This is a genomic window from Pseudomonas graminis (assembly GCF_001705435.1).
Classification (GTDB): Bacteria; Pseudomonadota; Gammaproteobacteria; order Pseudomonadales; family Pseudomonadaceae; genus Aquipseudomonas; species Aquipseudomonas graminis_B.
Map to the genome: position 1 here is coordinate 1 of NZ_MDEN01000052.1, position 22,849 is coordinate 22,849.

22 protein-coding genes and 1 tRNA gene are annotated in these 22,849 nt (G+C 59.9%); 15 read left to right on the forward strand and 8 right to left on the reverse strand.

Going from position 1 to position 22,849, the window contains the following annotated elements; all coding sequences use genetic code 11:
* From BBI10_RS03325 to BBI10_RS03340, 4 genes are all read right to left on the reverse strand, one after another.
* The coding region (locus tag BBI10_RS03325) for a hypothetical protein (RefSeq protein WP_244160302.1) at positions 1–368 on the reverse strand (368 nt) is incomplete at its 3' end.
* Between the two features lie 209 nt (positions 369–577).
* Positions 578–1,267, reverse strand: a complete 690-nt coding sequence (locus BBI10_RS03330) for a type 1 glutamine amidotransferase domain-containing protein (protein ID WP_065986742.1) — start codon at positions 1,265–1,267, stop codon at positions 578–580.
* 224 nt (positions 1,268–1,491) lie between these two features.
* Complete coding sequence (locus BBI10_RS03335) at positions 1,492–2,094, reverse strand: TetR/AcrR family transcriptional regulator (protein ID WP_065986744.1); 603 nt, start codon at positions 2,092–2,094, stop codon at positions 1,492–1,494.
* 141 nt (positions 2,095–2,235) lie between these two features.
* On the reverse strand, positions 2,236–4,095 hold the full coding sequence (locus tag BBI10_RS03340; protein WP_065986746.1) for an ABC transporter ATP-binding protein: 1,860 nt from the start codon (positions 4,093–4,095) through the stop codon (positions 2,236–2,238).
* Between the two features lie 259 nt (positions 4,096–4,354).
* Here BBI10_RS03340 and nadA point away from each other — a divergent pair, with 259 nt between their 5' ends.
* Positions 4,355–5,413 carry a quinolinate synthase NadA gene (gene nadA, locus BBI10_RS03345; RefSeq protein ID WP_065986748.1) on the forward strand — a complete coding sequence of 353 codons (1,059 nt, stop codon included), beginning with the start codon at positions 4,355–4,357 and terminating at the stop codon, positions 5,411–5,413.
* 88 nt (positions 5,414–5,501) lie between these two features.
* On the opposite strand, the gene BBI10_RS03350 is transcribed toward nadA, so the two are convergent.
* Positions 5,502–6,938 (reverse strand): M48 family metalloprotease, encoded by a 1,437-nt coding sequence (locus tag BBI10_RS03350; protein ID WP_065986750.1) that lies wholly within the window; start codon positions 6,936–6,938, stop codon positions 5,502–5,504.
* Between the two features lie 146 nt (positions 6,939–7,084).
* Here BBI10_RS03350 and BBI10_RS03355 point away from each other — a divergent pair, with 146 nt between their 5' ends.
* A complete protein-coding gene (locus tag BBI10_RS03355; protein WP_065986752.1) occupies positions 7,085–7,336 on the forward strand; it encodes a sulfurtransferase TusA family protein in 252 nt (83 codons plus the stop codon).
* Positions 7,337–7,373: 37 nt separating this feature from the next.
* Complete coding sequence (locus BBI10_RS03360; protein WP_065986753.1) at positions 7,374–8,444, forward strand: AI-2E family transporter; 1,071 nt, start codon at positions 7,374–7,376, stop codon at positions 8,442–8,444.
* Between the two features lie 113 nt (positions 8,445–8,557).
* On the opposite strand, the gene BBI10_RS03365 is transcribed toward BBI10_RS03360, so the two are convergent.
* Positions 8,558–9,031 carry a peroxiredoxin gene (locus tag BBI10_RS03365; protein WP_065986754.1) on the reverse strand — a complete coding sequence of 158 codons (474 nt, stop codon included), beginning with the start codon at positions 9,029–9,031 and terminating at the stop codon, positions 8,558–8,560.
* 10 nt (positions 9,032–9,041) lie between these two features.
* A complete protein-coding gene (locus tag BBI10_RS03370) occupies positions 9,042–9,605 on the reverse strand; it encodes a glycine cleavage system protein R (protein ID WP_037014004.1) in 564 nt (187 codons plus the stop codon).
* A gap of 313 nt (positions 9,606–9,918) precedes the next feature.
* Between BBI10_RS03370 and dapA the strand changes: the two genes are divergently transcribed.
* The 6 genes from dapA (at position 9,919) to BBI10_RS03400 (ending at position 14,539) form a co-directional block, all read left to right on the forward strand.
* Positions 9,919–10,797, forward strand: a complete 879-nt coding sequence (gene dapA, locus BBI10_RS03375; protein ID WP_065986755.1) for a 4-hydroxy-tetrahydrodipicolinate synthase — start codon at positions 9,919–9,921, stop codon at positions 10,795–10,797.
* Between the two features lie 17 nt (positions 10,798–10,814).
* Positions 10,815–11,930 (forward strand): outer membrane protein assembly factor BamC, encoded by a 1,116-nt coding sequence (gene bamC, locus BBI10_RS03380; RefSeq protein WP_065986756.1) that lies wholly within the window; start codon positions 10,815–10,817, stop codon positions 11,928–11,930.
* The gene (locus tag BBI10_RS03385; protein WP_065986758.1) at positions 11,931–12,689 is read left to right on the forward strand and encodes an MBL fold metallo-hydrolase; all 759 of its coding nucleotides are present in this window, start codon (positions 11,931–11,933) and stop codon (positions 12,687–12,689) included.
* A gap of 60 nt (positions 12,690–12,749) precedes the next feature.
* The gene (gene purC, locus BBI10_RS03390; protein WP_065986760.1) at positions 12,750–13,463 is read left to right on the forward strand and encodes a phosphoribosylaminoimidazolesuccinocarboxamide synthase; all 714 of its coding nucleotides are present in this window, start codon (positions 12,750–12,752) and stop codon (positions 13,461–13,463) included.
* A gap of 104 nt (positions 13,464–13,567) precedes the next feature.
* Positions 13,568–13,657, forward strand: a tRNA-Ser gene (locus BBI10_RS03395).
* A gap of 204 nt (positions 13,658–13,861) precedes the next feature.
* Entirely contained in the window at positions 13,862–14,539 is a 678-nt protein-coding gene (locus BBI10_RS03400) for a class I SAM-dependent methyltransferase (RefSeq protein ID WP_065986762.1), read from the forward strand.
* A gap of 45 nt (positions 14,540–14,584) precedes the next feature.
* Here the strand turns inward: BBI10_RS03400 and BBI10_RS03405 are convergent, their stop codons facing one another.
* Entirely contained in the window at positions 14,585–14,815 is a 231-nt protein-coding gene (locus BBI10_RS03405) for a DUF6555 family protein (protein WP_065986976.1), read from the reverse strand.
* A 397-nt stretch (positions 14,816–15,212) separates the two neighbouring features.
* Between BBI10_RS03405 and BBI10_RS03410 the strand changes: the two genes are divergently transcribed.
* From BBI10_RS03410 to BBI10_RS03435, 6 genes are all read left to right on the forward strand, one after another.
* Positions 15,213–16,901, forward strand: coding sequence for an NAD-dependent malic enzyme (locus BBI10_RS03410; protein ID WP_065986764.1), 1,689 nt, complete (start codon positions 15,213–15,215; stop codon positions 16,899–16,901).
* Positions 16,902–17,031: 130 nt separating this feature from the next.
* Positions 17,032–18,657 carry a GMC family oxidoreductase gene (locus BBI10_RS03415; RefSeq protein WP_065986765.1) on the forward strand — a complete coding sequence of 542 codons (1,626 nt, stop codon included), beginning with the start codon at positions 17,032–17,034 and terminating at the stop codon, positions 18,655–18,657.
* Positions 18,658–18,853: 196 nt separating this feature from the next.
* Positions 18,854–20,503 (forward strand): phosphoethanolamine transferase, encoded by a 1,650-nt coding sequence (locus BBI10_RS03420; protein ID WP_065986767.1) that lies wholly within the window; start codon positions 18,854–18,856, stop codon positions 20,501–20,503.
* The gene (locus tag BBI10_RS03425; protein WP_065986769.1) at positions 20,496–21,155 is read left to right on the forward strand and encodes a class I SAM-dependent methyltransferase; all 660 of its coding nucleotides are present in this window, start codon (positions 20,496–20,498) and stop codon (positions 21,153–21,155) included. The genes BBI10_RS03420 and BBI10_RS03425 overlap by 8 nt, the downstream gene beginning before the upstream one ends.
* A gap of 140 nt (positions 21,156–21,295) precedes the next feature.
* The gene (gene rnd, locus BBI10_RS03430) at positions 21,296–22,429 is read left to right on the forward strand and encodes a ribonuclease D (protein ID WP_065986771.1); all 1,134 of its coding nucleotides are present in this window, start codon (positions 21,296–21,298) and stop codon (positions 22,427–22,429) included.
* Entirely contained in the window at positions 22,426–22,719 is a 294-nt protein-coding gene (locus BBI10_RS03435) for a YcgL domain-containing protein (protein WP_065986773.1), read from the forward strand. The genes rnd and BBI10_RS03435 overlap by 4 nt, the downstream gene beginning before the upstream one ends.
* Positions 22,720–22,849: the final 130 nt, after the last annotated feature.

Sequence of the window (22,849 nt, forward strand, 5' to 3'; positions counted from 1 at the left end):
TAACTGTCCGTCACCGAGGTGTAGACGAACGTGTTCCCGTAGACATAAGCGGAGTGGCTGGTGATCGTATCGACGCCCGCGCCGCCGTTGTAGCGATCCTGCGCGTTGCTGAACGGGTCGGGACCCCCTCCCCAACCGATGAGGATGTCATCGCCATCGCCGCCAGAGATGAAGTCCCGCTTCGTGGTGCCCGTGATGGTGTCGTCATCCGCCGTGCCCACGTAGCTGTCATAGGTGCCATGAGCAGTCATGACAACCGCTTCACTCTGCAATGCCGCTTTCGTTCCCTGAGCCATTTTTTCTCTCGCGATAGAGGGGTTGGTACTGCGATCGCCGTAAACGACAGATCCAGTTGCAATGGGCATCATGAGTGTTCATCAATGCCCGCCACCACCGTGGTAGACCTGTTAAAGCCGTGTTTGTTTGGTTATTCGCCTTCGCCCAGAAACGACAAAGCCCGACATAAAGTCGGGCCTGGGGTCGGGTTGAATCCGTTCATTACCAGTTCATGGCAGTTATCTCGTTGCGAAGGTGAAAAGCGGGGAGGGGTGCGAACACCCCTCGCGGCGGGCGGTGATCAGGCCGATTTGTTCTGCAGTGCTTCGATCAGCACGTCTGCCGCAGGACCGGAGGAAGCAGGGTTCTGACCGGTGATCAACAGACCATCGGTGAGGACGTACGAGCCCCAGTCCGGACCTTTGGAGTAGACGCCGCCGAGTGATTTCAGCTCGTCTTCCACCAGGAAAGGCACCACATTGGTCAGGCCGACCGCTTCTTCTTCGCTGTTGGCAAAGCCGGTGACCTTCTTGCCTTTCACCAGTGGCGTGCCGTCGGCGCTCTTCACGTGGCGCAGCACGCCAGGGGCGTGACAGACGACAGCGACGGGCTTGCCGGCTGCGATGAACGACTCGATGAGCTGAACGGAATTTTTGTCTTCGGCCAGATCCCACAGAGGGCCATGGCCGCCTGGGTAGAACACAGCGTCGAAATCTGCCTGGGACACGCTGTCCAGGCGAACGGTGTTGGCGAGCAGGGCTTTGGCGGTTTCGTCTTTCTCGAAACGACGGGTCAGGTCGGTCTGGAAGTCGGGCTCGTTGCTCTTCGGGTCCAGCGGAGGTTGGCCACCTTGTGGCGAAGCCAGAACGATTTCAGCGTTGATGTCGCTGAATGCGTAGTAGGGCGCGGCCAGCTCTTCCAGCCAGAAGCCGGTAGGACGGCCGGTGTTGCCGAGGGTGTCGTGGGAAGTCAGAACCATGAGAACTTTCATAGGGTGTATTCCTTGTGACGGGCTAAAGTAGGTACACCATAGTCCTGAGTAGACCAGTCGTCTAGAGTTAATTCAAAAAATTATTTGCGCGTTGATTGAGCGATGGAGAGGTCCGCGCAAATGAGGTGCATGGGCTGGGCCGCACGAGGCCGGCAGGCGTCATGGCGGCGTGAACCTGGGATGAGGGGTTGCAGATGGTGCGGCGCACGGTTGCCGTGCGCCAATCAGGCCAGGCGCAGAATCACACGCGTGGTCGCCATGGCTGTTTCAAAAGGGGCAAGGCTTCTTTCAATCTTGACCATCACGCTGGCCCCGACCCACAGTTGATACAGGCTTTGCGCAACGGCGAAAGGATTCTCGCAGGCGGGCAGCGAGCCGTCGGCAACGCCAGCCTCGATCGCGCTGCCGAGCCTGTCGGTGATTCCGGCAGTGCCTCGCTTGAGAACGGCGCGCATGGTTTCCGACAGATCGGCCACCTCAACGCCGAGCTTCACGGCGAGGCATTTGCCCTGGCATTCCTGAAACGACTGCGTGTCCTGCCAGACGCGCCAGTAGTTCATCAAGCGCTCGCCCATGGGCAGGCCGGGCTCGCCGAGGATGCGATCAATGTCAGCGAGGTAGTCGTCGAAGTAGTGCTCAAGCAACGCCTCCCCGAAGGCATCCTTGGAGCCGAAATAATGATAGAAGGAGCCTTTCGGCACGCCCGCAGCGGCCAGAATTTCGTTCAGGCCAACGCCGGAATACCCCTTGGCGGCCATGATGCGCTGGCCGACGTCGAGGATGCCTTGACGAACATCAGATGAACCACGTGTTTGGGGAGTATTCATAGCGTCGGAGAATACATCCTAGTAAGTCGGTCTACTAGAGGATTCTGATGGACGATGCTGTCGTGGGTCGGCGCGGCCCGCGTCGAACGACGGCTGCGCCCCAAGCCGTCGTTCAGCGCGTTTATACCGCGAGTCTGCCCGCTATACCTGATCCACCGCTTCAGGCACGCCCTGATCCTCACCCAGAAACCCACCGCTCTGGTGATGCCACAGACGCGCGTAAGTACCGTTCTTGGTGAGCAGTTCAGCGTGGGTGCCTTGTTCGATGATGCGCCCGTCGTCCATCACGATCAGCCGGTCCATGGCTGCAATCGTCGACAGCCGGTGGGCGATGGCGATCACGGTTTTGCCTTTCATCATCTCATCGAGGCTTTCCTGAATCGCCACTTCGACTTCCGAATCCAGCGCGCTGGTGGCTTCGTCCAGCAGCAAAATCGGCGCGTTCTTCAGCATCACGCGAGCAATGGCAACCCGCTGGCGCTGGCCGCCCGAGAGCTTGATGCCACGCTCACCGACCAGCGTGTCATAGCCGCTGTGGCCATGCTTGTCGCTGAGCTGACTGATGAACCCATCCGCCTGGGCATTGACCGCAGCGGTGTGGATTTCCTCATCGGTGGCGTCAGGCCGACCGTACGCAATGTTGTCGCGGATGGACCGATGCAGCAGCGAGGTGTCCTGAGTCACCATGCCGATGGCGCTGCGCAGGCTGTCTTGCGTGACCTGCTTGATGTTCTGACCATCGATGCGAATCTCGCCGCTGTCCACGTCATAGAAGCGCAGCAGCAGATTGATCAGCGTGGATTTACCGGCGCCTGAACGGCCGACCAGGCCTATCTTCTCGCCCGGGCGGATGGCCAGATTCAAACCCTCCAGCACCTGGCGCTCGCCGTTGTAGTTGAAGCTGACGTTCTCGAAGGTCACCGCGCCGCCGGTGGTTTTCAGCGAGTTTGCATTCGGCGCGTCCTGTACTTTAGGGCCCTGAGTCAGGGTCGCCATGCCGTCCTGCACCGTGCCGATGTTCTCGAACAGCGAGGTCATCTGCCACATGATCCAGTGGGACATGCCGTTGATGCGCAGCGCCATCGCGGTAATCGCCGCCACCGCGCCAGTGCCGACGTCACCCTGATGCCACAGCCACAGGGCGTAACCGCCTGCGCCCAGAATCAACGCGACGACCAGCGCCTGATTGACGATTTCGAACTGGCTCACCAGACGCATCTGGCGAAAGCCCGTGTGCTTGAAGTCCTCCATCGCCGCGCGGGCAAACTGCGCTTCACGTTTGGAGTGGGAGAACAGCTTCACGGTGGTGATGTTGGTGTAGGCGTCGGAAATTCGCCCGGTCATCGACGACCGCGCGTTGGCCTGCTCCTGACCGACTTTGCCCAGGCGCGGCACGAAGTACAGCATCGCCAGGCCGAACAGCACGATCCAGGCAAGGAACGGCAGCATCAGCTTCAAGGCGAAACCGCCTGCCAGCGCGATGATCGCAATGAAATAAACGCCGATGCCGGGCGCGATTTCAATCAGGGTGAACAGCACGTCCCGCACCGCCAGCGCGGTCTGCATGACCTTGGTGGTGACCCGGCCGGAGAATTCATCGGAAAAGAACGACAGGCTCTGCCGCAGCATCAGCCGGTGAAAGTCCCAGCGCAGCCGCAACGGCAGGTTGATCGCCAGCACCTGATGCTGAACCATCGTGCGCATGGCCACCAGCCCGACGCTGATCACCAGCACAATGCCGATGCCCCACAGCGCTCGGCTTTCTTCGCCTGCGGTGGCGCCGCCGTCCTTCCAGGTCGACAGCAGATCGACCACTTGGCCGAGAAACGAGAAAAGCCAGGCTTCGTAAATCGATACACAGGCGCTGAGCACTGCCAGGGCGAGGATGTAGCCACGCGCACCCCGGGTGCAGGCCCACAGAAAACGTACCAGACCCACAGGTGGCGGCGGCGCTTCGTCGGGTGGGAAGGGGTCGAGGCGTCGTTCAAATACGCGCAGCATGAGGGTCTCCAAAACTGTCCAGTGACGCAGATTCTGCCATTGAATGGCGGGCTTGAGGGTTTCGGTGCTTTTTTGACTGACTCGTTCCAACCATTGCGGACGTGTTTTTACGATGCCCTCGCTTGAGGCGATGGCGATGGCGCTAACATTGAGGGCGGGGACTGCCGGTAAGTGATCGCTCAACAGAACCCGTGCTAACTTCCCGGGCGTTTTCTACCCTGCGGACTTTTGCTCCGTACGCGCATTCAGGTTCATCGACATGACACACATCTCCGAACGCCTTCTGGTCCAAGCGCACCTGGACGCCAAACAGCCCAAAACCCTGAGCCCTGACGAGGAAGCGGAATACCGCCGCTTGATCGCCGCCGAGCTCAAGGCCCAGGACGCCGTGCTGGTCGCTCATTACTACTGCGATCCGGTGATTCAGGCACTGGCGGAAGAAACCGGCGGTTGCGTCTCGGATTCTCTGGAGATGGCGCGATTCGGCAAAAACCATCCGGCGAAAACCGTGCTGGTGGCCGGGGTGCGTTTCATGGGCGAAACCGCAAAAATTCTGACCCCTGAAAAACGCATCTTGATGCCGACCCTCGAAGCGACCTGCTCACTGGACCTCGGTTGCCCGGTCGATGAGTTTGCTGGGTTCTGCGATCAGCATCCCGAGCGCACTGTGGTGGTTTACGCCAATACGTCGGCCGCCGTAAAAGCCCGTGCCGACTGGGTGGTGACGTCCAGTTGCGCGCTGGAGATCGTCGAAAGCCTGATGGACAACGGCGAGAAAATCATCTGGGCGCCCGACAAGCACCTGGGCCGTTACATCCAGCGCGAAACCGGGGCGGACATGCTGTTGTGGGACGGCGCCTGCATCGTGCACGAGGAGTTCAAATCCCGGCAGTTGGAGGACATGAAGGCCTTGTACCCGGACGCGGCCATTCTGGTGCATCCGGAGTCGCCCGAGTCAGTCATCGACCTGGCCGATGCTGTGGGCTCTACCAGCCAGTTGATCAAAGCGGCGCAAACGCTGCCGAACAAAACCTTCATCGTCGCCACCGACCGCGGCATTTTCTACAAGATGCAGCAGCTCTGCCCGGACAAGGTCTTCATTGAGGCGCCCACTGCGGGCAACGGCGCCGCCTGCCGCAGTTGCGCGCACTGCCCGTGGATGGCGATGAACACCCTGGCACGCACGCTTCAATGCCTGCGCGAAGGCAGCAACGAAATCTTCGTTGACCCAGCGGTCATCCCTCACGCCGTCCGGCCGTTGCAGCGCATGCTGGACTTTACCCAGGCGGCGCGGATGAAAAACTCGGGTAATGCTTGAGTAGCAGCGGTTAGCCGCAAGCTTCAAGCTTCAAGCGAAAAGCGAACTCGCCGCATTTCAGCTTGCAGCTTGCCGCTCGTAGCTCGCCTCAATTCATCATGTCCTTCACCGCCCGTTCCTGGGCGATGATTTCCTGCTGCCGCGCGTCGATGCGTGAGGCCAGCTGGAAGTTGTTGTTCGCCCGTCGCTTGGCAAATTCGAGCTGTTGAATCGCCTGCTTGAAATCGCCCATCAGCGCAAAATATTCCGCACGGGCCTGATGCAGGCCGATGGTGTTGCCCGACAGACCGCGGGTGTCAGCCACCTGATTCCAGATGTCCGGATCGTCCGGACGGCTCTTCAACAGAATCTCCAGAGACTTCAACGCCTCGGGCGCCTTGGACTGCTTGAGCAAGACGTCGACTTTCGCCTGATTGAGCGGGTAGTTGTCGGGATACAGATTCAGCATTCGGTCCACCCGCTGTTGAGCGTCAGGCAGGCGATTGTTGGAGATGTCCAGGTTCACGGCGGCGAGGTTGTAGGGAATATTGTCCGGCGCCTTGTCGAGCAAAGGCTTCAGCGTCTCACGGCCTTCGTTGAGCTGACCCGCCTTGGTCTGGGCAAGCGCCAGACCGTAGCGAGCCGCGTCGTTTTTCGGGTTCTCGGCCAGTTGTGCACGGAAGCGCTTGGCGGCCATGCCGGGGGTTTCTTCGTAAATCAGCACGGTGCGTGCCCGCATCAATTGATACGCCGGGCTGTCTTCCTTGCCGCCGGGCTTGGCTTGTTCGGCGCGGTTGCGGGTGTCCGCGATACGGGATTCGGTCACCGGGTGGCTCATCAGGAATTCCGGCGGCTTGGCGTCATAGCGATACTGGCGCGCCAGACGCTCGAACATGGTGGGCATGTTGCGCGGGTCGTAGCCGGCCTTTTCCAGATTGAGGATGCCGATGCGGTCGGCTTCTGCTTCGTTCTGTCGGGAGAATCGCGCCTGCTCCTGAATCGCGGCAGCCTGGGTGCCGGCGATCGCGGCAATCCCCGCATCGCCCGCGCCCGCAGCGGCCATGACGATGCCGGCAAGCATCGCCGCCATTACCGGCACTTGCATGCGCTGTTGCGCCTGTACGCCCCTGGCAAAGTGCCGCTGCGACAAGTGAGCCAGTTCGTGGGCGAGGACCGCAGCGTATTCGCCTTCGGTTTCAGCGTGGAGGAACAACCCGCCGTTGACCCCGATGATCCCGCCGGGCGCTGCAAAGGCGTTGATCTCCGGGGTGTTGATCAGGATGAACTCGAGACGGCGGTCCTGCACCTGGCTGGTTTCAGCGAGCCGGTAAACCGACGATTCGACGAAGTCCTTGAGCAGCGGGTCGGACAGCTGCGCCACTTCAGAGCGCAGCAGCCCGAGCCAGGCACGCCCCAGGTCGTGTTCCTGCTGCGGAGAAACGATGGATGAACTCGCGTCGCCGAGGGAGGGCAGGTCGTCTTCTGCGAAACTCGGCGCTGCCAGCAGGCAGGCGAGGGTCAGCAGCGTGGGGCGCAAAAAATTCATGCACGAAACTCTGGGGCAGAAAGGCGTCACTGTAGCTGGCTCAATGGCTTGCTGACCAGAGTGGGGTATTCTGGAAAACTTGTAAGAATGTTCTTCCGCCCGTTGGCTTTTATGCGATGGCGGATGTGTCTATCCGGAGAGAAACGATGTCTGACGCTGTAGGACACCCCGCAGCCTGCGATGCAGAGCTGGACGCCAGCGGCCTCAATTGCCCGCTACCCTTGCTCAAAGCCAAGATGGAACTCAACCGTCTGGCCAGCGGCGCGGTGCTCAAAGTGACGGCCACCGACGCCGGCTCGCAGCGTGACTTCCGTACTTTCGCAAAATTGGCCGGGCACGCGCTGCTCCACGAAGAAAACGCTGACGGCATTTATCGGTATTGGCTACGCAAGGCCTGAGCGTTTCTGACCCCTCGCAACCCCCTTAGGATTCTTGATGTTCAAAGTGCTTCGCGACTGGATACAGCGCTACTTTTCCGACGAGGAAGCGGTAGTGCTGGCGGTGTTGTTGGTTCTGGGATTTACCGTTGTCCTCACACTCGGCGGCATGCTCGCGCCGGTGCTCGCCGGGTTGGTGCTCGCCTTTCTGATGCAGGGGCTGGTCAACCTGCTCGAGCGTTTGCGGGTGCCCGAAGGCGGCGCCGTCGGGCTGGTCTTCGCTTTATTCATGGGGGCGCTGGCGCTGTTTCTGCTGGTGCTCGTGCCTTTGCTGTGGCGCCAGCTCATTACCTTGTTCAACGAATTGCCCGGCATGCTCGCCAAATGGCAGTCGCTGCTGTTGCTGCTGCCGGAGCGTTATCCGCACCTGGTGTCGGACGAGCAGGTCTTGCAGGCGATAGAAGTGGCTCGCGGCGAGGTCGGAAAGTTCGGGCAATGGGCGTTGACGTTTTCCCTGTCCAGCTTGCCGCTGCTGGTCAACATGATGATCTACCTGGTGCTGGTGCCGATCCTGGTGTTCTTCTTCCTTAAAGATCGTCGGATGATCAGCCGCTGGGCGAGGGGCTATCTGCCACGCGAACGTACGCTGATTACCCATGTGGCCGAGGAAATGAATCGGCAGATCGCCAACTACATTCGCGGCAAGGTTATCGAGATTTTCATCTGCGGCGGGGTGACCTACATCGCCTTCGTGACCATGGGCCTGAATTACTCGGCGTTGCTGGCGATGCTGGTGGGGATTTCGGTGGTGGTGCCCTATGTGGGCGCGGTGGTGGTGACGGTGCCCGTGGCGTTCATCGCGCTGTTCCAGTGGGGCTGGAGCGATCAGTTCATCTATCTGATGGCGGTCTACGGCATCATCCAGACCCTGGACGGCAACGTGCTCGTGCCACTGCTGTTCTCCCAGACCGTGAGCCTGCACCCGGTGGCAATCATCTGCGCCGTGCTGTTGTTCGGCGGGCTGTGGGGGTTCTGGGGGATTTTCTTTGCGATCCCGCTGGCGACCCTGTTCAAGGCCGTGCTGGATGCGTGGCCACGAAACGAACCGACGGTGGCGCCGTTGCTGTAAATGTTGCCGTGCTTTTGTAGGAGTGGGCTTGCTCGCGATCGGCGTCGTCATGGTCAACCTACGATGACTAAACGAACCCGATCGCGAGCAAGCTCACTCCTACATCATGGCGATCAAGCCTGGTTAAGCGCCTGAGCCGCTTCAAGCACCGCCGCCACATGCCCCGGCACCTTCACGCCGCGCCATTCCTTGCGTAGCACACCTTCCTTGTCGATCAGGAAGGTGCTGCGGTCGACGCCCAGGTATTCCTTGCCATACAGCTTTTTCAGCTTGATGACATCGAACAGCTGGCACAGCGATTCGTCCTTGTCCGAAATCAGCTCGAACGGGAATTCCTGCTTGGCCTTGAAGTTCTCGTGGGATTTCAGGCTGTCCCGCGACACACCGAACACCACCGTGTTGGCGGCCTTGAAGTCGGCGTGATGATCGCGAAAGCCCTGGCCCTGGGTGGTGCAGCCAGGGGTGCTGTCCTTCGGGTAGAAATAAAGGACGACCTGCTGACCCTTGAGCGCCGACAGGCTGACCGCCTGTTCGCTCGTGGCCTGCACCTGAAAGTCGGCAACGGGTTGGTCGAGTTCTACAGCCATTCGGGGCTCCTTACATCGGTGCTTGAGGGCGCCATGGTTCGATCAGCGCATCGAGGTTGAGGGCGTCGGCGAAGTCCAGGAACTGGTCACGCAGCCAGCTGATCTGGGTGCCGGCCGGCAATGTCACGGTGAACGTAGCGTTGAGCATGGTGCCGCCGGTCTGCGGTGCCTGATAGGTGTCGCAGATCAGGTTTTCCAGCTCGACGTTGTGGTCGATGAAGAACTGGCACAGCTCGTTGATGATGTCCGGACGGTACGCTGAACTGACGTAGGCCACGTAGGGCAGGGCTTCCGGACGGTTTTCCAGCGAAGCGCTGCGCACCACGTTGACGGTGAAGGCGTGTTTCTTCGCCAGGTTGGGCAGACCGGTTTCCAGACGCGCCAGGGCGTCCCAGCTGCCGGAGATCTGCAGGATCAGCGCGCTGCACTCACCGTGGCGAGTGAGGCGTGAGCTGACGACCGAGCAACGGCTTTCGTTACTGGCGCGGCACAGGACGTTGGTCAGCTCCATTGGGTTGGCGCCAAGGGCACTGATGACAAGGAATTGTTCGCGAACTGTGGGGATGGATGACATGCAGCATTCCTAAACGATGAGCGGTCGGTACGCAGCAGGCCTTTGCCGGCGGGCTCGACGGACGAAGGCATCGTGACGTCGCCCCGACCCACAGCCGGCAATCGCTGCCATGAGCCTGTCATGGCGCGCGATAACGACGCAGGGCGGGGTAAGTGACGTCAAAATCGAGCAGTCGAACGAGCCGGGCAGATGACCCGTACCGATCAAAGACCGAAGGGTAGCGAAAACCGGCGCCGAGGGGAATGCTCGCCTTGTGCAAGGATCATGGCGCCAGTACCATTACCGCTCTCTTTTTCCGGCAGGAGCGGTTTGCATGATTGCGGGCAGTATGGTGGCACTGGTCACACCCATGGATGCACAAGGTCGTCTCGATTGGGACAGCCTGAGCAAACTGGTGGACTTTCACCTGCAAGAGGGCACCAACGCCATTGTTGCCGTCGGCACCACCGGTGAATCCGCGACGCTCGACGTCAACGAGCACATCGAAGTCATCCGCCGCGTGGTTCAGCAGGTCGCTGGCCGCATTCCGGTCATCGCCGGCACCGGCGCCAACTCCACCCGCGAGGCGGTCGAACTGACCACCAACGCCAAGAACGCCGGTGCCGATGCCTGCCTGCTGGTCACCCCGTACTACAACAAGCCGACCCAGGAAGGCTTGTACCAGCACTTCAAGCACATCGCCGAAACCGTCGACATCCCGCAGATTCTGTATAACGTGCCGGGTCGTACTGCCTGCGACATGTCTGCTGAGACCGTCATCCGCCTGTCGAAAGTCAAAAACATCATCGCCATCAAGGAAGCCACCGGAGACCTGCAGCGCGCCAAGGATATTCTTGCCGGCGTGAGCAGCGACTTTCTGGTGTATTCCGGCGACGACGCGACTGCTGTCGAGCTGATGTTGCTCGGTGGCAAAGGCAATATTTCGGTCACCGCCAACGTCGCACCGCGCGCCATGGCCGACCTGTGCAAGGCCGCGATGGACGGTGACGCCGACGCCGCCCGCGCCATCCACGAAAAACTGATGCCGCTGAACAAGACTCTGTTCATCGAATCGAACCCTATTCCCGTGAAATGGGCCCTGCATGAGATGGGTTTGATGCCAGACGGTATTCGTCTGCCACTCACCTGGCTCAGCGAGTCCTGCCACGAGCCGCTGCGTCAGGCCCTGCGCCAGTCCGGTGTATTGGTCTAATGAGGAAGCATTACGCAATGAAGCGACTGGCCGGACTTTCCGCACTAGCCTTGATTATCTCCAGCACCAGCGGTTGCAGCTGGCTTTTTGGCCAGGACGGTTATTTCCGCGATCGCAGCAGCGATTACCTGGAAGCGACCCAGAAGCCGCCGATGCAAATGCCCGAAGGCGTTCAGGAAGTCAAACGACTGGACCCCTTGCTGCCGATTCCGCGCAACGTTGCCGACGACACCCAGAAGGGTGAATTCACCGTGCCGCGTCCGCAACCGCTGACCACCGCTCAGGACTCCGGCGACTACACGCTGCAGAAGAGCGGCGACAACCGCTGGATTCTTGCCCAGCGCGCACCGGCCGAAGTCTGGCCAGTGGCGCATCAGTATTTCGAAGACAACGGTTTCCGCATCGCCGAAGATCGTCCGCAAACCGGTGAATCCAACACCACCTGGCAGCGCATGGACGAATTGTCGGCATCGGTTGCCAAGCGCATGGGTTCGAGTGGCGATGCTGCCAACACCGAGACCCGCGTGCGCGTTCGTATCGAGCCGGGCGTGCAGCGCAACACCAGTGAAATCTATGTGGTCAGTGTGCAACGTCCGGCCGGCAGCCGCGATGATCCTGCATTCCCGTCGCGCAGCACTAACGTCGGCCTCGACTCCGTGCTGACCGACGACATGCTGGCAAGTCTGACCCGTACGGCCGAGAAGGGCGGTTCGGTGTCCCTGCTGGCGGCGCGTGATTTCGACACCCCAAGCCGCGTCTCTCTCAGTGAAGACGGCAGCGGCAACCCGGTGCTGAACCTGGGCGCAGACCTGGATCGGGCGTGGTCGAGCGTCGGCCGTGCGCTTAACCAGGGCGACTGGCGCGTTGAAGACATCAACCGCAGCCTGGGCCTGTACTACATCAACTTGGCGGAAAAAGCCGACAAGCCTGAAAACAAGCCTGGCTTCCTCAGCCGTGTGTTCGGCAGCGAAGAGTCCAAGGAAGAGAAAGAAGCCCGCGCCGAGCGTTATCAGGTTCGCCTGAGCAAGGTCGGCGAGAACGTTCAGGTAACGGTCGAGAAGAACATCAACACCGTGGCGCCGACGGAAGTCGCTCGTCGTGTGTTGAGCGTCATTCAGGACAACCTGGGTTAAGTGCGCTTCGCGGTTCTCGGCAGCGGCAGCCGTGGCAATGCCACGCTGGTTGCGAGCAACGACACGTATGTGCTGGTCGATTGCGGTTTCTCCTTGCGGGAAACCGAACGGCGGCTCGACAGGCTGGGCGTCAGCGGTAAACAGCTCAGCGCCATTCTAGTGACCCACGAACATGCCGATCATGTGCATGGCGTGGGTTTGCTGTCTCGGCGCTACGATGTGCCGGTGTACCTCAGCGACGGTACGCTGCGCGGCATGCGCAAGCCGGTCGAAGCCGGTCTTCGGCTGGTGGGCGGGCAGGGGCTGCGCATTGGTGGTCTGGACATTGACGTGGTGTCGGTGGCTCACGATGCGCTGGAGCCCACGCAGTTCGTGTTCAATGACGGGCGCCGTCGCTTCGGCCTGTTGACCGACCTTGGCTCTTATTGCCCGATGGTGCTCGACAGCTACCGCGGCCTCGACGCGCTCATGGTGGAGTCCAATCACTGCCGCGATCTGCTCGCCCGGGGTCAGTACCCGTACTTTCTCAAGCAGCGGGTAGGTGGTGATCACGGTCATTTGAACAATCATCAGGCTGCCAGTCTGGTGAACGAGTTGGGATGGCAGGATCTTCAGCACCTGGTGCTGGCCCATCTGAGCAGCAAGAACAACCTGCCGCATCTGGCCCGGCAATGTTTCGTCGACACCCTTGGGTGCGACGAGGACTGGCTACAATTGGCCGATCAGGATTCAGGGCTCGACTGGCGCGAAATCGCCTAGCGTCCCAAACGGGCGACTCGCCCCCCATTATTCAGCCAGATTCAGCAAGCGGAGCCCATCATGGAAAAACGTGAAGAACTCTACCGCGGCAAAGCCAAGTCGGTTTACAAGACCGATGACGCTGACCGCTTGATCCTTGTGTTCCGCAACGACACCTCGGCGTTTGACGGCAAGCGCATCGAACAGCTCGATCGTAAAGGCATGGTGAACAACAAGTTCAACGCCTTCATCATGCAGAAGCTGGAAGCCGCTGGCATTCCGACCCAGTTCGATAAACTGCTGGCCGACAACGAAGTGCTGGTCAAGAAGCTCGACATGATCCCGGTCGAATGCGTCGTGCGTAACTACGCCGCCGGCAGCCTGGTCAAGCGCCTGGGCGTGGAGGAGGGCGTGAAGCTCAACCCTTACACCTTCGAGCTGTTCCTGAAGGACGACGCCAAGGGCGACCCATTCATCAACGACTCCCACGTCGTCGCGTTCGGTTGGGGCACCGCCGAGCAACTGGTTCGCATGAAAGAGCTGTCCCTGAAGGTCAACGAAGTCCTGTCCAAGCTGTTCGACGACGCCGGCCTGCTGCTGGTCGACTTCAAGCTTGAGTTCGGCGTGTTCAGCGACGGCTCGATCGTCCTGGGCGACGAGTTCAGCCCGGACGGCTGCCGCCTGTGGGACAAAGAAACTCGCAAGAAAATGGACAAGGACCGCTTCCGTCAGGGCCTCGGCGATGTCATCGAAGCCTACGAAGAAGTCGCCCAGCGTCTCGGCGTACCGCTCTGATCCAACGCTTCACGCGGAAAACGCTGCAAGCATCTGAAAGAACGCGAAAAAATCCGTAAAAAGGGTTCGCGTTCTTCGGACGAACTGTTATGATGCGCGCCGTTGGAGAGATGCCGGAGTGGCCGAACGGGACGGATTCGAAATCCGTTGTACTGGCGACAGTACCTAGGGTTCAAATCCCTATCTCTCCGCCATTATTTGAAAAGCCCCAGAAGTTATGCTTCTGGGGCTTTTTCGTTTCCGCGATTTAAAAAACTCCCTCCAAAATCCGAGCTGTACCCTGCGCACTTTACTTTTCCCAACCCCCGCCTACTCTCGATCTCACGCCCCTTCACGGTACGAGATCGCTCCATCCCCAATCCCCAATCCCTCAGCCCTTCCAGCCAGTCAGAGAAGCCATGACTACCATCCAACAGCTCAACGACTTCATCAGCAACCCGGAACTCAACGATTCGATCGCGCAGATCTGGACATTCATCGGCGAGCATTTCGAGCAGGCGCAGAGCACGTTGCCGGCGGAGCGGGCGATGCCGCGCAAGGAGTTGTCGTTTCATGATCATGTGCGGCTGCTGGGGTATCTGGCGCTTCTGGTCGAAGGCATCCCCGGTGATGTGGTGGAGATAGGCGTCTGGAAGGGCAAGTCGCTGGTGCTGATGAATGAGGTCTGCAACCGCGAGCGCCGCATCATCGGGATTGACCCCTTTGAGCTGCCCAATCAGTTTGAAGAGTTCAGTTACTACCAGGAGAAGCTGTTCTCGAACGCTCTGGTGCTGAGGGGCTATTCAGAGTTATGTGCCGAGCGCTTCTACAACCTGTCGCCGAAGGTGGCGCTGTTACACATCGATGGCGGCCATGCCGGGCGCAATGTCCTGTTGGATTTCCTGCTGTATTCGCCCAGCGTCGTACCGGGTGGCTTTATTGTGTTCGACGACTACGGCGACTTCCAGCATTCACCTGAAGTCGGCCCGGCTGTGGACCTGCTTCGCGCGACGGGCTATTTCAAGGGATTCAACGTGATTGGGTGTGTGCATGGCTTTGAGGCGAGTTATGTGATTCAGCGCGTTGGACAGGCCTGACCACGGCATCAAACAAGTGGGTAGATCGGCTTGGATGGCAATCAATCACACCCACTCCCCCCAGCGCACGTCCGTCAAACCGTAGCGGCGACCATGGGCCATCAACGCTGTCAGCTCCTCCCGGGTCTTGGACAGGTTGTGCAGCACGCCTATGCCTGCGTGCAGACAGGCGTAATACCAGGCGTCTGATTCGTCCAGCACTGAGTCGGGTTGGAGAAATACTCGGTGCTCGCCCAGAAAGCGGTAGTGGATGCGAAAGATGCGCTGGCCTGACATTAATATCTCCGTTTTGATATCAATGTGACTGCAATGGCTCATCGCCAGTTCAATGTGTAAGGCATTTCGTGTCTCGGTCGAGGGTGACCGTGGTCGAAAGAGCTTTGCTCGAAACGGTCGATTTGCCATAACGTCGTTTTTACTGTGACCCGCCACGGCCTGCTGGTTCCCGATGCACGGCCAGTTTCTGACCGTTTGGACGACTTGGCTCCATCATTTCGCAATCGTAGGGCGACAAAATGTCGCAATCGTTTTCAGGCGAGTAAGATAGGCACCCTGTTTTTACCCCCCTATTTCTTCGGACGGATCCTGCGTTGAGCGTCGTATACATCGACCTCCGGGGCATCGTTTCGACGACGTATTGATAGAGCAAACAGAGAAAAGGCGATCACTGCAAATGACCAAGACCTCGCGACCTTTATATATTTCCTATGCCGGCCCTTCGTTGCTGGAAATGCCGCTGCTCAACAAGGGCAGTGCGTTCACACCCCAAGAGCGCATCGATTTCAACCTGGTCGGCCTGCTGCCCCAGAACGTCGAAACCATCGAAGAGCAGGTCACCCGCGTTTACAACCAGTACCAGCAATGCGCGAGCGACCTGGATAAACACATTTACTTGCGCTCGATTCAGGACAACAACGAAACCCTGTTCTTCCGCCTGCTGGATTCGCACCTCGACGAGATGCTGCCGATCATCTACACCCCGACCGTGGGTCAGGCGTGTCAGGAATTCTCGAAGATCTACCGCACCCACCGCGGGCTGTTCATTTCCTACCCCGAGCGCGACCGCATCGACGACATCCTGCGCAGCGCAACGAAAGATCGCATCAAAATCATCGTGGTGACGGACAGCGAGCGCATCCTCGGCTTGGGCGATCAGGGCATTGGCGGCATGGGCATCCCAATCGGCAAGCTTTCGCTGTACACCGCGTGCGGCGGCATCAGCCCGGCCTACACCTTGCCGATCGTGCTCGACGTGGGCACCAACAACAAAGAGCTGCTGGACGACCCGATGTACATGGGCTGGCGCCACGAGCGCGTGACTGGCAAGGAATACGACGACTTCATCGCCCTGTTCATCGAGGCCGTTCAGCGCCGCTGGCCGGACGTGCTGCTGCAGTTCGAAGACTTCGCCCAGACCAACGCCATGCCGTTGCTGGAGAAGTACCGCGATGAGTTGTGCTGCTTCAACGACGACATTCAGGGCACCGCGTCGGTTGCCGTGGGTACGTTGCTGGCGGCGTGCAAGGCCAAGCACGAAACACTGGGCCAGCAGCGGGTGGTGTTCCTGGGCGCGGGTTCGGCGGGTTGCGGGATTGCCGAGCACATCATTGCGGCCATGGTGATCGAAGGTCTGAGCGAAGCCGAAGCGCGCAAGCGCGTGATGATGGTCGACCGCTTCGGGTTGCTGACCGACGGCATGGACAACTTGCTGGACTTCCAGAAGAACCTCGCGCAGAAGTCTGCCGACGTAGCGGGCTGGTCGAGCGGTGAGGGTTCGCCCGAGTTGCTGGACGTGGTCGCCAATGGCAAGCCGACTGTGTTGATCGGCGTGTCCGGCCAACGCGGCCTGTTCACCGAGCAAGTCATCCGCGAGATGCACAAGCACTGTGCCAAGCCGCTGGTGATGCCGCTGTCCAACCCCACCTCGAAGGTCGAAGTCACCCCGCAGGAAGTGCTGACCTGGACCAACGGCGATGCGCTGGTCGCGACCGGCAGTCCGTTTGCCCCGGTCACCGTAGGTGATCGCACGTTCCACATCGCGCAGTGCAACAACTCCTACATCTTCCCGGGCATCGGCCTGGGTGTTGTGGCGTCGAAAGCCACGCGCATCACCGACAAAATGCTGATGGCCGCTTCCAATGCGCTGGCGGAATGCTCGCCGATGGTGACGGGCAAAGGTGATGCTGTCCTGCCGCCGCTGAAGGAGATTCAACAGGTGAGCAAGAAGATTGCCTTGGCCGTGGCCAAGCAGGCTCAAGCTGAAGGCATGGCGCTGGAGACCACCGAAGAAATGCTCGTCGAAGCCATCGAGCGTCACTTCTGGATGCCGAACTACCGCAGCTACCGTCGCAGCGCGGTGTAATCGCACAGCCACTGACGGCAAACGCTTCACCCCGGACCGCCCCATGGAAACATGCGGCGGTCTTTTGTTTCGTGGCGAAAAACTTCAGGATGGGGCCTGCATAAAAACAAAAAATATCAGCGAGGGACGCATGCAAACGGACGTCGGTCTTCATGACTACATCATCGTCGGCGCAGGCCCGGCGGGCTGCCTGCTGGCCAATCGGCTGTCGCAGAATCCTGCTCATCGGGTCCTGCTGCTTGAAGCCGGCGGCCAGGACAATTACGCCTGGATTCATGTGCCGGTGGGTTACCTCTACTGCATCGGCAATCCGCGCACCGACTGGTGTTTCAAAACCGAAGCGGAGCCCGGCCTCGGCGGACGCGCGCTCAACTATCCACGCGGCAAAGTACTGGGCGGCTGCTCGTCCATCAACGGCATGATCTACATGCGCGGGCAGGCCCGGGACTACGACGGGTGGGCGGAGCAGGGCAACACGGGCTGGGGCTGGAGTGACGTCCTGCCAATCTTCAAACGCTCGGAAAACCATTACGCCGGCGACTCGGACCTTCACAGCGCGAAAGGTGAGTGGCGTGTCGAGCAGCAGCGTCTTTCATGGACGTTGCTGGATGCGTTCCGTGAAGCGGCGGCGCAAACCGGCATCCCGTCGATCCCCGATTTCAATGGCGGCGACAATGAGGGGTGCAGCTATTTTCAGGTGAATCAGCGGCGCGGTGTGCGCTGGAACGCGTCCAAGGCATTTCTCCGGCCGGCATTGAAGCGGCCAAATCTGACGGTGATCACAGGTGCAGAAGTGTCGCGGCTGGTGTTCGAAAACAGTCGAGCCAGCGGGGTGATTGCTCGCGTCACCGGGCAGGAACAGACGCTTCGCGCGCGACGGGAAATCATCCTTTGCTGCGGCGCCATTGGATCGCCCATGGTCCTGCAACGCTCCGGCATCGGGCCGCGGCCATTGCTGGAAAAGCTCGGCATTGGCGTTCGGCATGAGCTCCCCGGGGTTGGCGCGAATCTGCAGGATCACCTGCAGTTACGCCTGATCTACAAGGTCACCAATGGCCAGACGTTGAACCAGATGGCCGGCAGTCTGTGGGGCAAGATGAACATGGGCCTGCGCTACGCCTTCAATCGCAGTGGGCCGTTGGCAATGGCGCCGAGTCAGTTGGGTGCTTTTGCGCGCTCGGGGCCGGAGCAAGCGAGCGCCAATCTCGAATACCACGTGCAGCCCTTGTCCCTTGAGCGCTTCGGCGAACCGCTTCACGGCTTCCCTGCATTCACGGCGTCAGTGTGCGACTTGCGCCCGCAGAGCCGTGGGACGGTGGAGGTCCGTTCGGCGCTGGCCGATGCCGCGCCGGTCATTCGGCCGAATTATTTGAGTCACGAGACCGACCTCAAAGTGGCGGCCGACGCCATTCGCCTGACCCGTCGCATCGCCGCCGCGCCTGCGCTTGCTCGCTTCGAGCCGGTGGAGTACCTGCCCGGCGCGGGCCTGCAAACCGAGGAAGAACTGCGTGAGGCCGCCAGCGTCATCGGCACGACGATCTTTCACCCGGTCGGCACCTGCAAGATGGGGCAGGGCCGCGACGCTGTGGTCGACGAACGCCTGCGCGTGCACGGCATCACTGGCTTGCGCGTGGTGGACGCGTCGATCATGCCTAACATCACCTCCGGCAACACCTGCTCGCCGACCGTGATGATCGCCGAGAAGGCGGCGCAGATGATGGTTGAGGATGCAGCGGCGCAGACCTGTTCGGCATAAAGCTTGATCGGCTACTGAATACTTGGCTGATTTCCTGCGGCTTGCACCGCAGGATCCTATCGAATAAGCAACAAACCCACCCCACCATTCGTTCTCATCCTTTTCACAAAAAATTGATGGCCAGATGCCTAGAGTTCGCGGCATCGGCGGGGTTTCCTCCGCGTTTATATTCTCATTTCCACCCAAGCAGACTTTTATGCTGAACGTCAAAGCAGTTCGTCCCGAGTTTGTGACAGTGCTTGCCAGTGCCTTTTTATTGATCGGGTTTAACCTGACCCTCTGGCAGCATTTATTTGCAATTACTGACTCTGATGGTAAGGGCCTGTTGTTGCGTTGTGCTTTTGCGCTGATGGTGTTTTGTGCGTTTAATATTTTCTTCACGCTGTTAGCGTTCAAGCGCGTATTAAAACCGGTGTTGATCGTTATCTTTTTCGTCAGCGCCGGCGTGGCTTACTTCATGAGCCAATACGGCGTGATGATTGATTCGGGGATGTTTAGAAACTTCGCTGAAACCAATGTCACGGAAGTACGCGATTTGCTCTCGTTGAAGTTGCTCGCTTATTTGTTTTTTCTGGGTGTGGTGCCGTCGTTCATTCTTTTCAAAACACCGATTGCCTATCGCCGCTGGCCCCGTGAGTTGCTCAGCAAGGCGCTGGTGTCCGTGGTGTGCGCGGTCGCCATTGGCGGTGTTGCGTTGATGAATTACCAGGGGCTGTCATCGCTGTTTCGCAATCACCACGAGTTGCGCCTGATGGTGGTGCCAAGCAACTACCTGGCAGCGTCCGTGGGTTACTTGAGCGAGCAGGTCAAGTCGGCGCAGCGGCCGTTCGTGAGCATCGGTCAGGACGCCAAACTTGCCAGCGACTGGCAGCAGCACAAGCGCAAGTCGCTGACCGTGCTGGTGGTGGGTGAAAGCGCGCGGGCGGAGAACTTCGGCATCCTGGGTTACAACCGCGATACCACGCCCCAGCTGAGCAAGGAGCGCGGCCTGCTCACCTTTACGGATGTGCATTCCTGCGGCACGGAGACGGCGGTGTCGGTGCCGTGCATGTTTTCCAACATGGGCCGCAAGGATTACAACGCAACCACCGCGCGCAATGAAGAAGGCATGCTCGATGTGCTGAAACGCGCCGGGCTGGATGTGATCTGGCGGGACAACCAGTCGGGCTGCAAGGGCACCTGCGACCGGGTGACGTTGCAGGATGTCAGCAATCTCAAGGACCCGGTGCTGTGCGCCAACAACGAGTGTCGCGATGAGATCCTGTTGCAGGGCCTGCAGAAGTTCATCGACACACTGGACAAGGACACCGTGCTGGTACTGCATCAGATGGGCAGTCATGGCCCTGAGTACTTCAAGCGTTATCCAAAAGAATTCGAGAAGTTCACCCCGGTGTGCGAAAGCAATGCGCTGAATAACTGTTCCCGGGAAAGTATCGTCAACGGTTATGACAATACATTGCTCTACACCGACCATGTACTGGCGTCGCTGATTGATATTCTTCGCAGCAATCAGGGCAAAGTGGACACGGCCATGGTGTATTTGTCCGACCACGGTGAGTCACTGGGTGAATACAACCTGTTCCTGCATGGCACGCCTTATGTGCTGGCGCCCGATCAACAGAAACATGTCCCGATGATTGCCTGGTTCTCCGAGAACTATCAGCAGTCATTCGCAGTGGATACCCATTGCCTGCAAAAAGAGCGCAATGCCCCTCTCAGTCAGGACAACCTGTTCCATTCGATGCTGGGTCTGCTGCAAGTGCAGACAAAGGTCTATAACCCGGCGCTGGACATGTTCGCGGGTTGTCGGGGGATTTATACGGACGGGGTACTGGCCAATGAGTGAGCCCCTCGGCAAAAAAATACACGTCGACGCGTACGTGGGCGGGCACGAACACACCCTCAGTCGACGTCTGAGTCTGTGGCGCGATGCGCAGTTGGCACGGAGGGCGTTGCGTGATGCGGGCGAGCCTGGACTGGTGCTGGACGTGCCGTCGGGTTCGGGGCGTTTCTGGCCGGTGCTGGCCGAACATGCCAATCGGGTGATCCTCGCGGCCGATCCGTCTACCGACAGGCTGGCGCTCGCCGAGGCGCAGTCATCCAACGAAGTGCGCAAGCGCATCCGCACATTCCAGAGCTCGGCGTTTTCCATCGGCCTGTCCGGCAACGCGGTGGACTGCATTTTCTGCATGCGATTGTTCCATCACCTGGCCGACAGCGAAAAACGCGGCGCGATTCTCGACGAGTTCCATCGGGTAACCCGCGACACGGCCATCGTCGGGCTGTGGGTGGACGGTAACGTCAAAGCCTGGCGTCGCAAACGGCAGCAGGGTCGACTGGACGCCGGCATGTCTGCGCCCCGCAATCGATTCGTGGTGTGCCGCAGCGACATTGAATCCGAGTTCGCGCGGGCGGGTTTCAGAATCGTCGATCACCACGACTTTCTGCCCGGCTACGCCATGTGGCGTGTGTACGTGCTGCGCAAGGCGGGCCAGTGATCAGTGATCGGATGGACGGTCGTTGCCGCGGCGGCTATTTGCGCGCTTCAAAGATGAAGTTGTTCGAGACTTGCAGGACGGATGCCCGGTAACCGCTTGTAGCGATATATACTGCGCGCCATTCTTCGAGGGAGAGCCGTGTGGCCATCGATATTCACTGGATTCGCGACGACCATAGCCTCGCCGAACATTGCGCACAGTGGCAGACACTGTCCTACGTCGCGCTCGACACCGAATTCATGCGGGTCGACACCTTTTATCCCATCGCCGCGCTGTTGCAGATCGGCGACGGTTCACGCGCTTACCTGATCGACCCGTTGCTGATAAGCGACTGGAAACCTCTGGCCGCGCTGCTGGAAAACCCTGACGTCATCAAAGTCGTTCACGCCTGCAGCGAGGACCTCGAGGTGCTGTTGCGCCTGACCGGCAGTCTGCCGGCGCCGCTGTTCGACACGCAACTGGCTGCGGCCTACCTGAACCTCGGGTTCTCGATGGGTTATTCGCGTCTGGTCCAGGACGTGCTGAACATCGACCTGCCGAAAGGCGAGACCCGTTCTGACTGGCTGCAGCGCCCACTTTCGGAAACCCAGATCAGCTACGCCGCCGAAGACGCCGTGCACCTGGCGGAGGTGTACAACCTGCTGCGTCCGCGTCTGTCCGATGAAAAGTACGCCTGGGTGCTGGAGGACGGTGCCGAGCTGGTCGCCAATCTGCGCCGCGAAACCGATCCGTATGACGCTTACCGCGACGCCAAGCTGGCGTGGAAGCTGTCCCGGGCGCAACTCGCCGTGCTGCGTGAGCTCTGTGCCTGGCGCGAGCAGCAGGCGCGCCTGCGCAATCAGCCACGCAACCGCGTGTTGCGCGAGCACTCGCTGTGGCCGCTGGCAAAATCCCAGCCGGACAACCTCTCCGCGCTGGCGAAAATCGATGATATGCACCCCAAGACCGTGCGTCAGGACGGCGAGTTTCTGCTCGACCTGATCAAAAAAGCCGGCAGCGTGTCGCCGGATCTGTGGCCGCCCGCGTTGCCGGAGCCGTTGCCGATCGAGGCTTCAAGCGTGCTGAAGAGCTTGCGCGTCATTGGCCAGCAGCAAGCCGAGCGCCTCGACATGGCCCCGGAATTGATGCTGCGCAAAAAGACTCTCGAAGCCCTGCTCAAGACCGGTTACCCAGACGGTCCCTATAAATTGCCCGAATCGCTGCGTGGCTGGCGCCGCGAATTGATGGGCCAGATGCTGCTCGACAGCCTGGCCAATGCCGGAGAACAGCCTTGAAACATATTTGCTCCATCTACCGCAGCCCGCGCAGGAACGAAATGTACCTGTATGTCCTCAAGAGCGACGCTCTGGAGCGTGTGCCTGAAGAATTGCTGACTGCGTTCGGCAAGCCGCAGCACGCTTTCAACCTGGTCCTGTCGCCAGAACGCGCTCTGGCCCGTGAAGACATTCATGCGGTGCTCGCCAACCTGGAAAAGCAGGGTTACCACCTGCAGATGCCACCGGCCGAAGACGATTACATCGAGCACCTGCCCGAAGAGCTGCTGCGCCGCAACGATCCGATGTGATCGATTTCTGACCCTGCAATCCACCGCAGGGGTACACCGGACCGTTGCATGCGTCAGACCTGACCGGCTCAATCGAGCGCGGTCCGGAACGCTGCGCGGTCGCATGCCCCGTTTATTCGAGTTTTGAAGC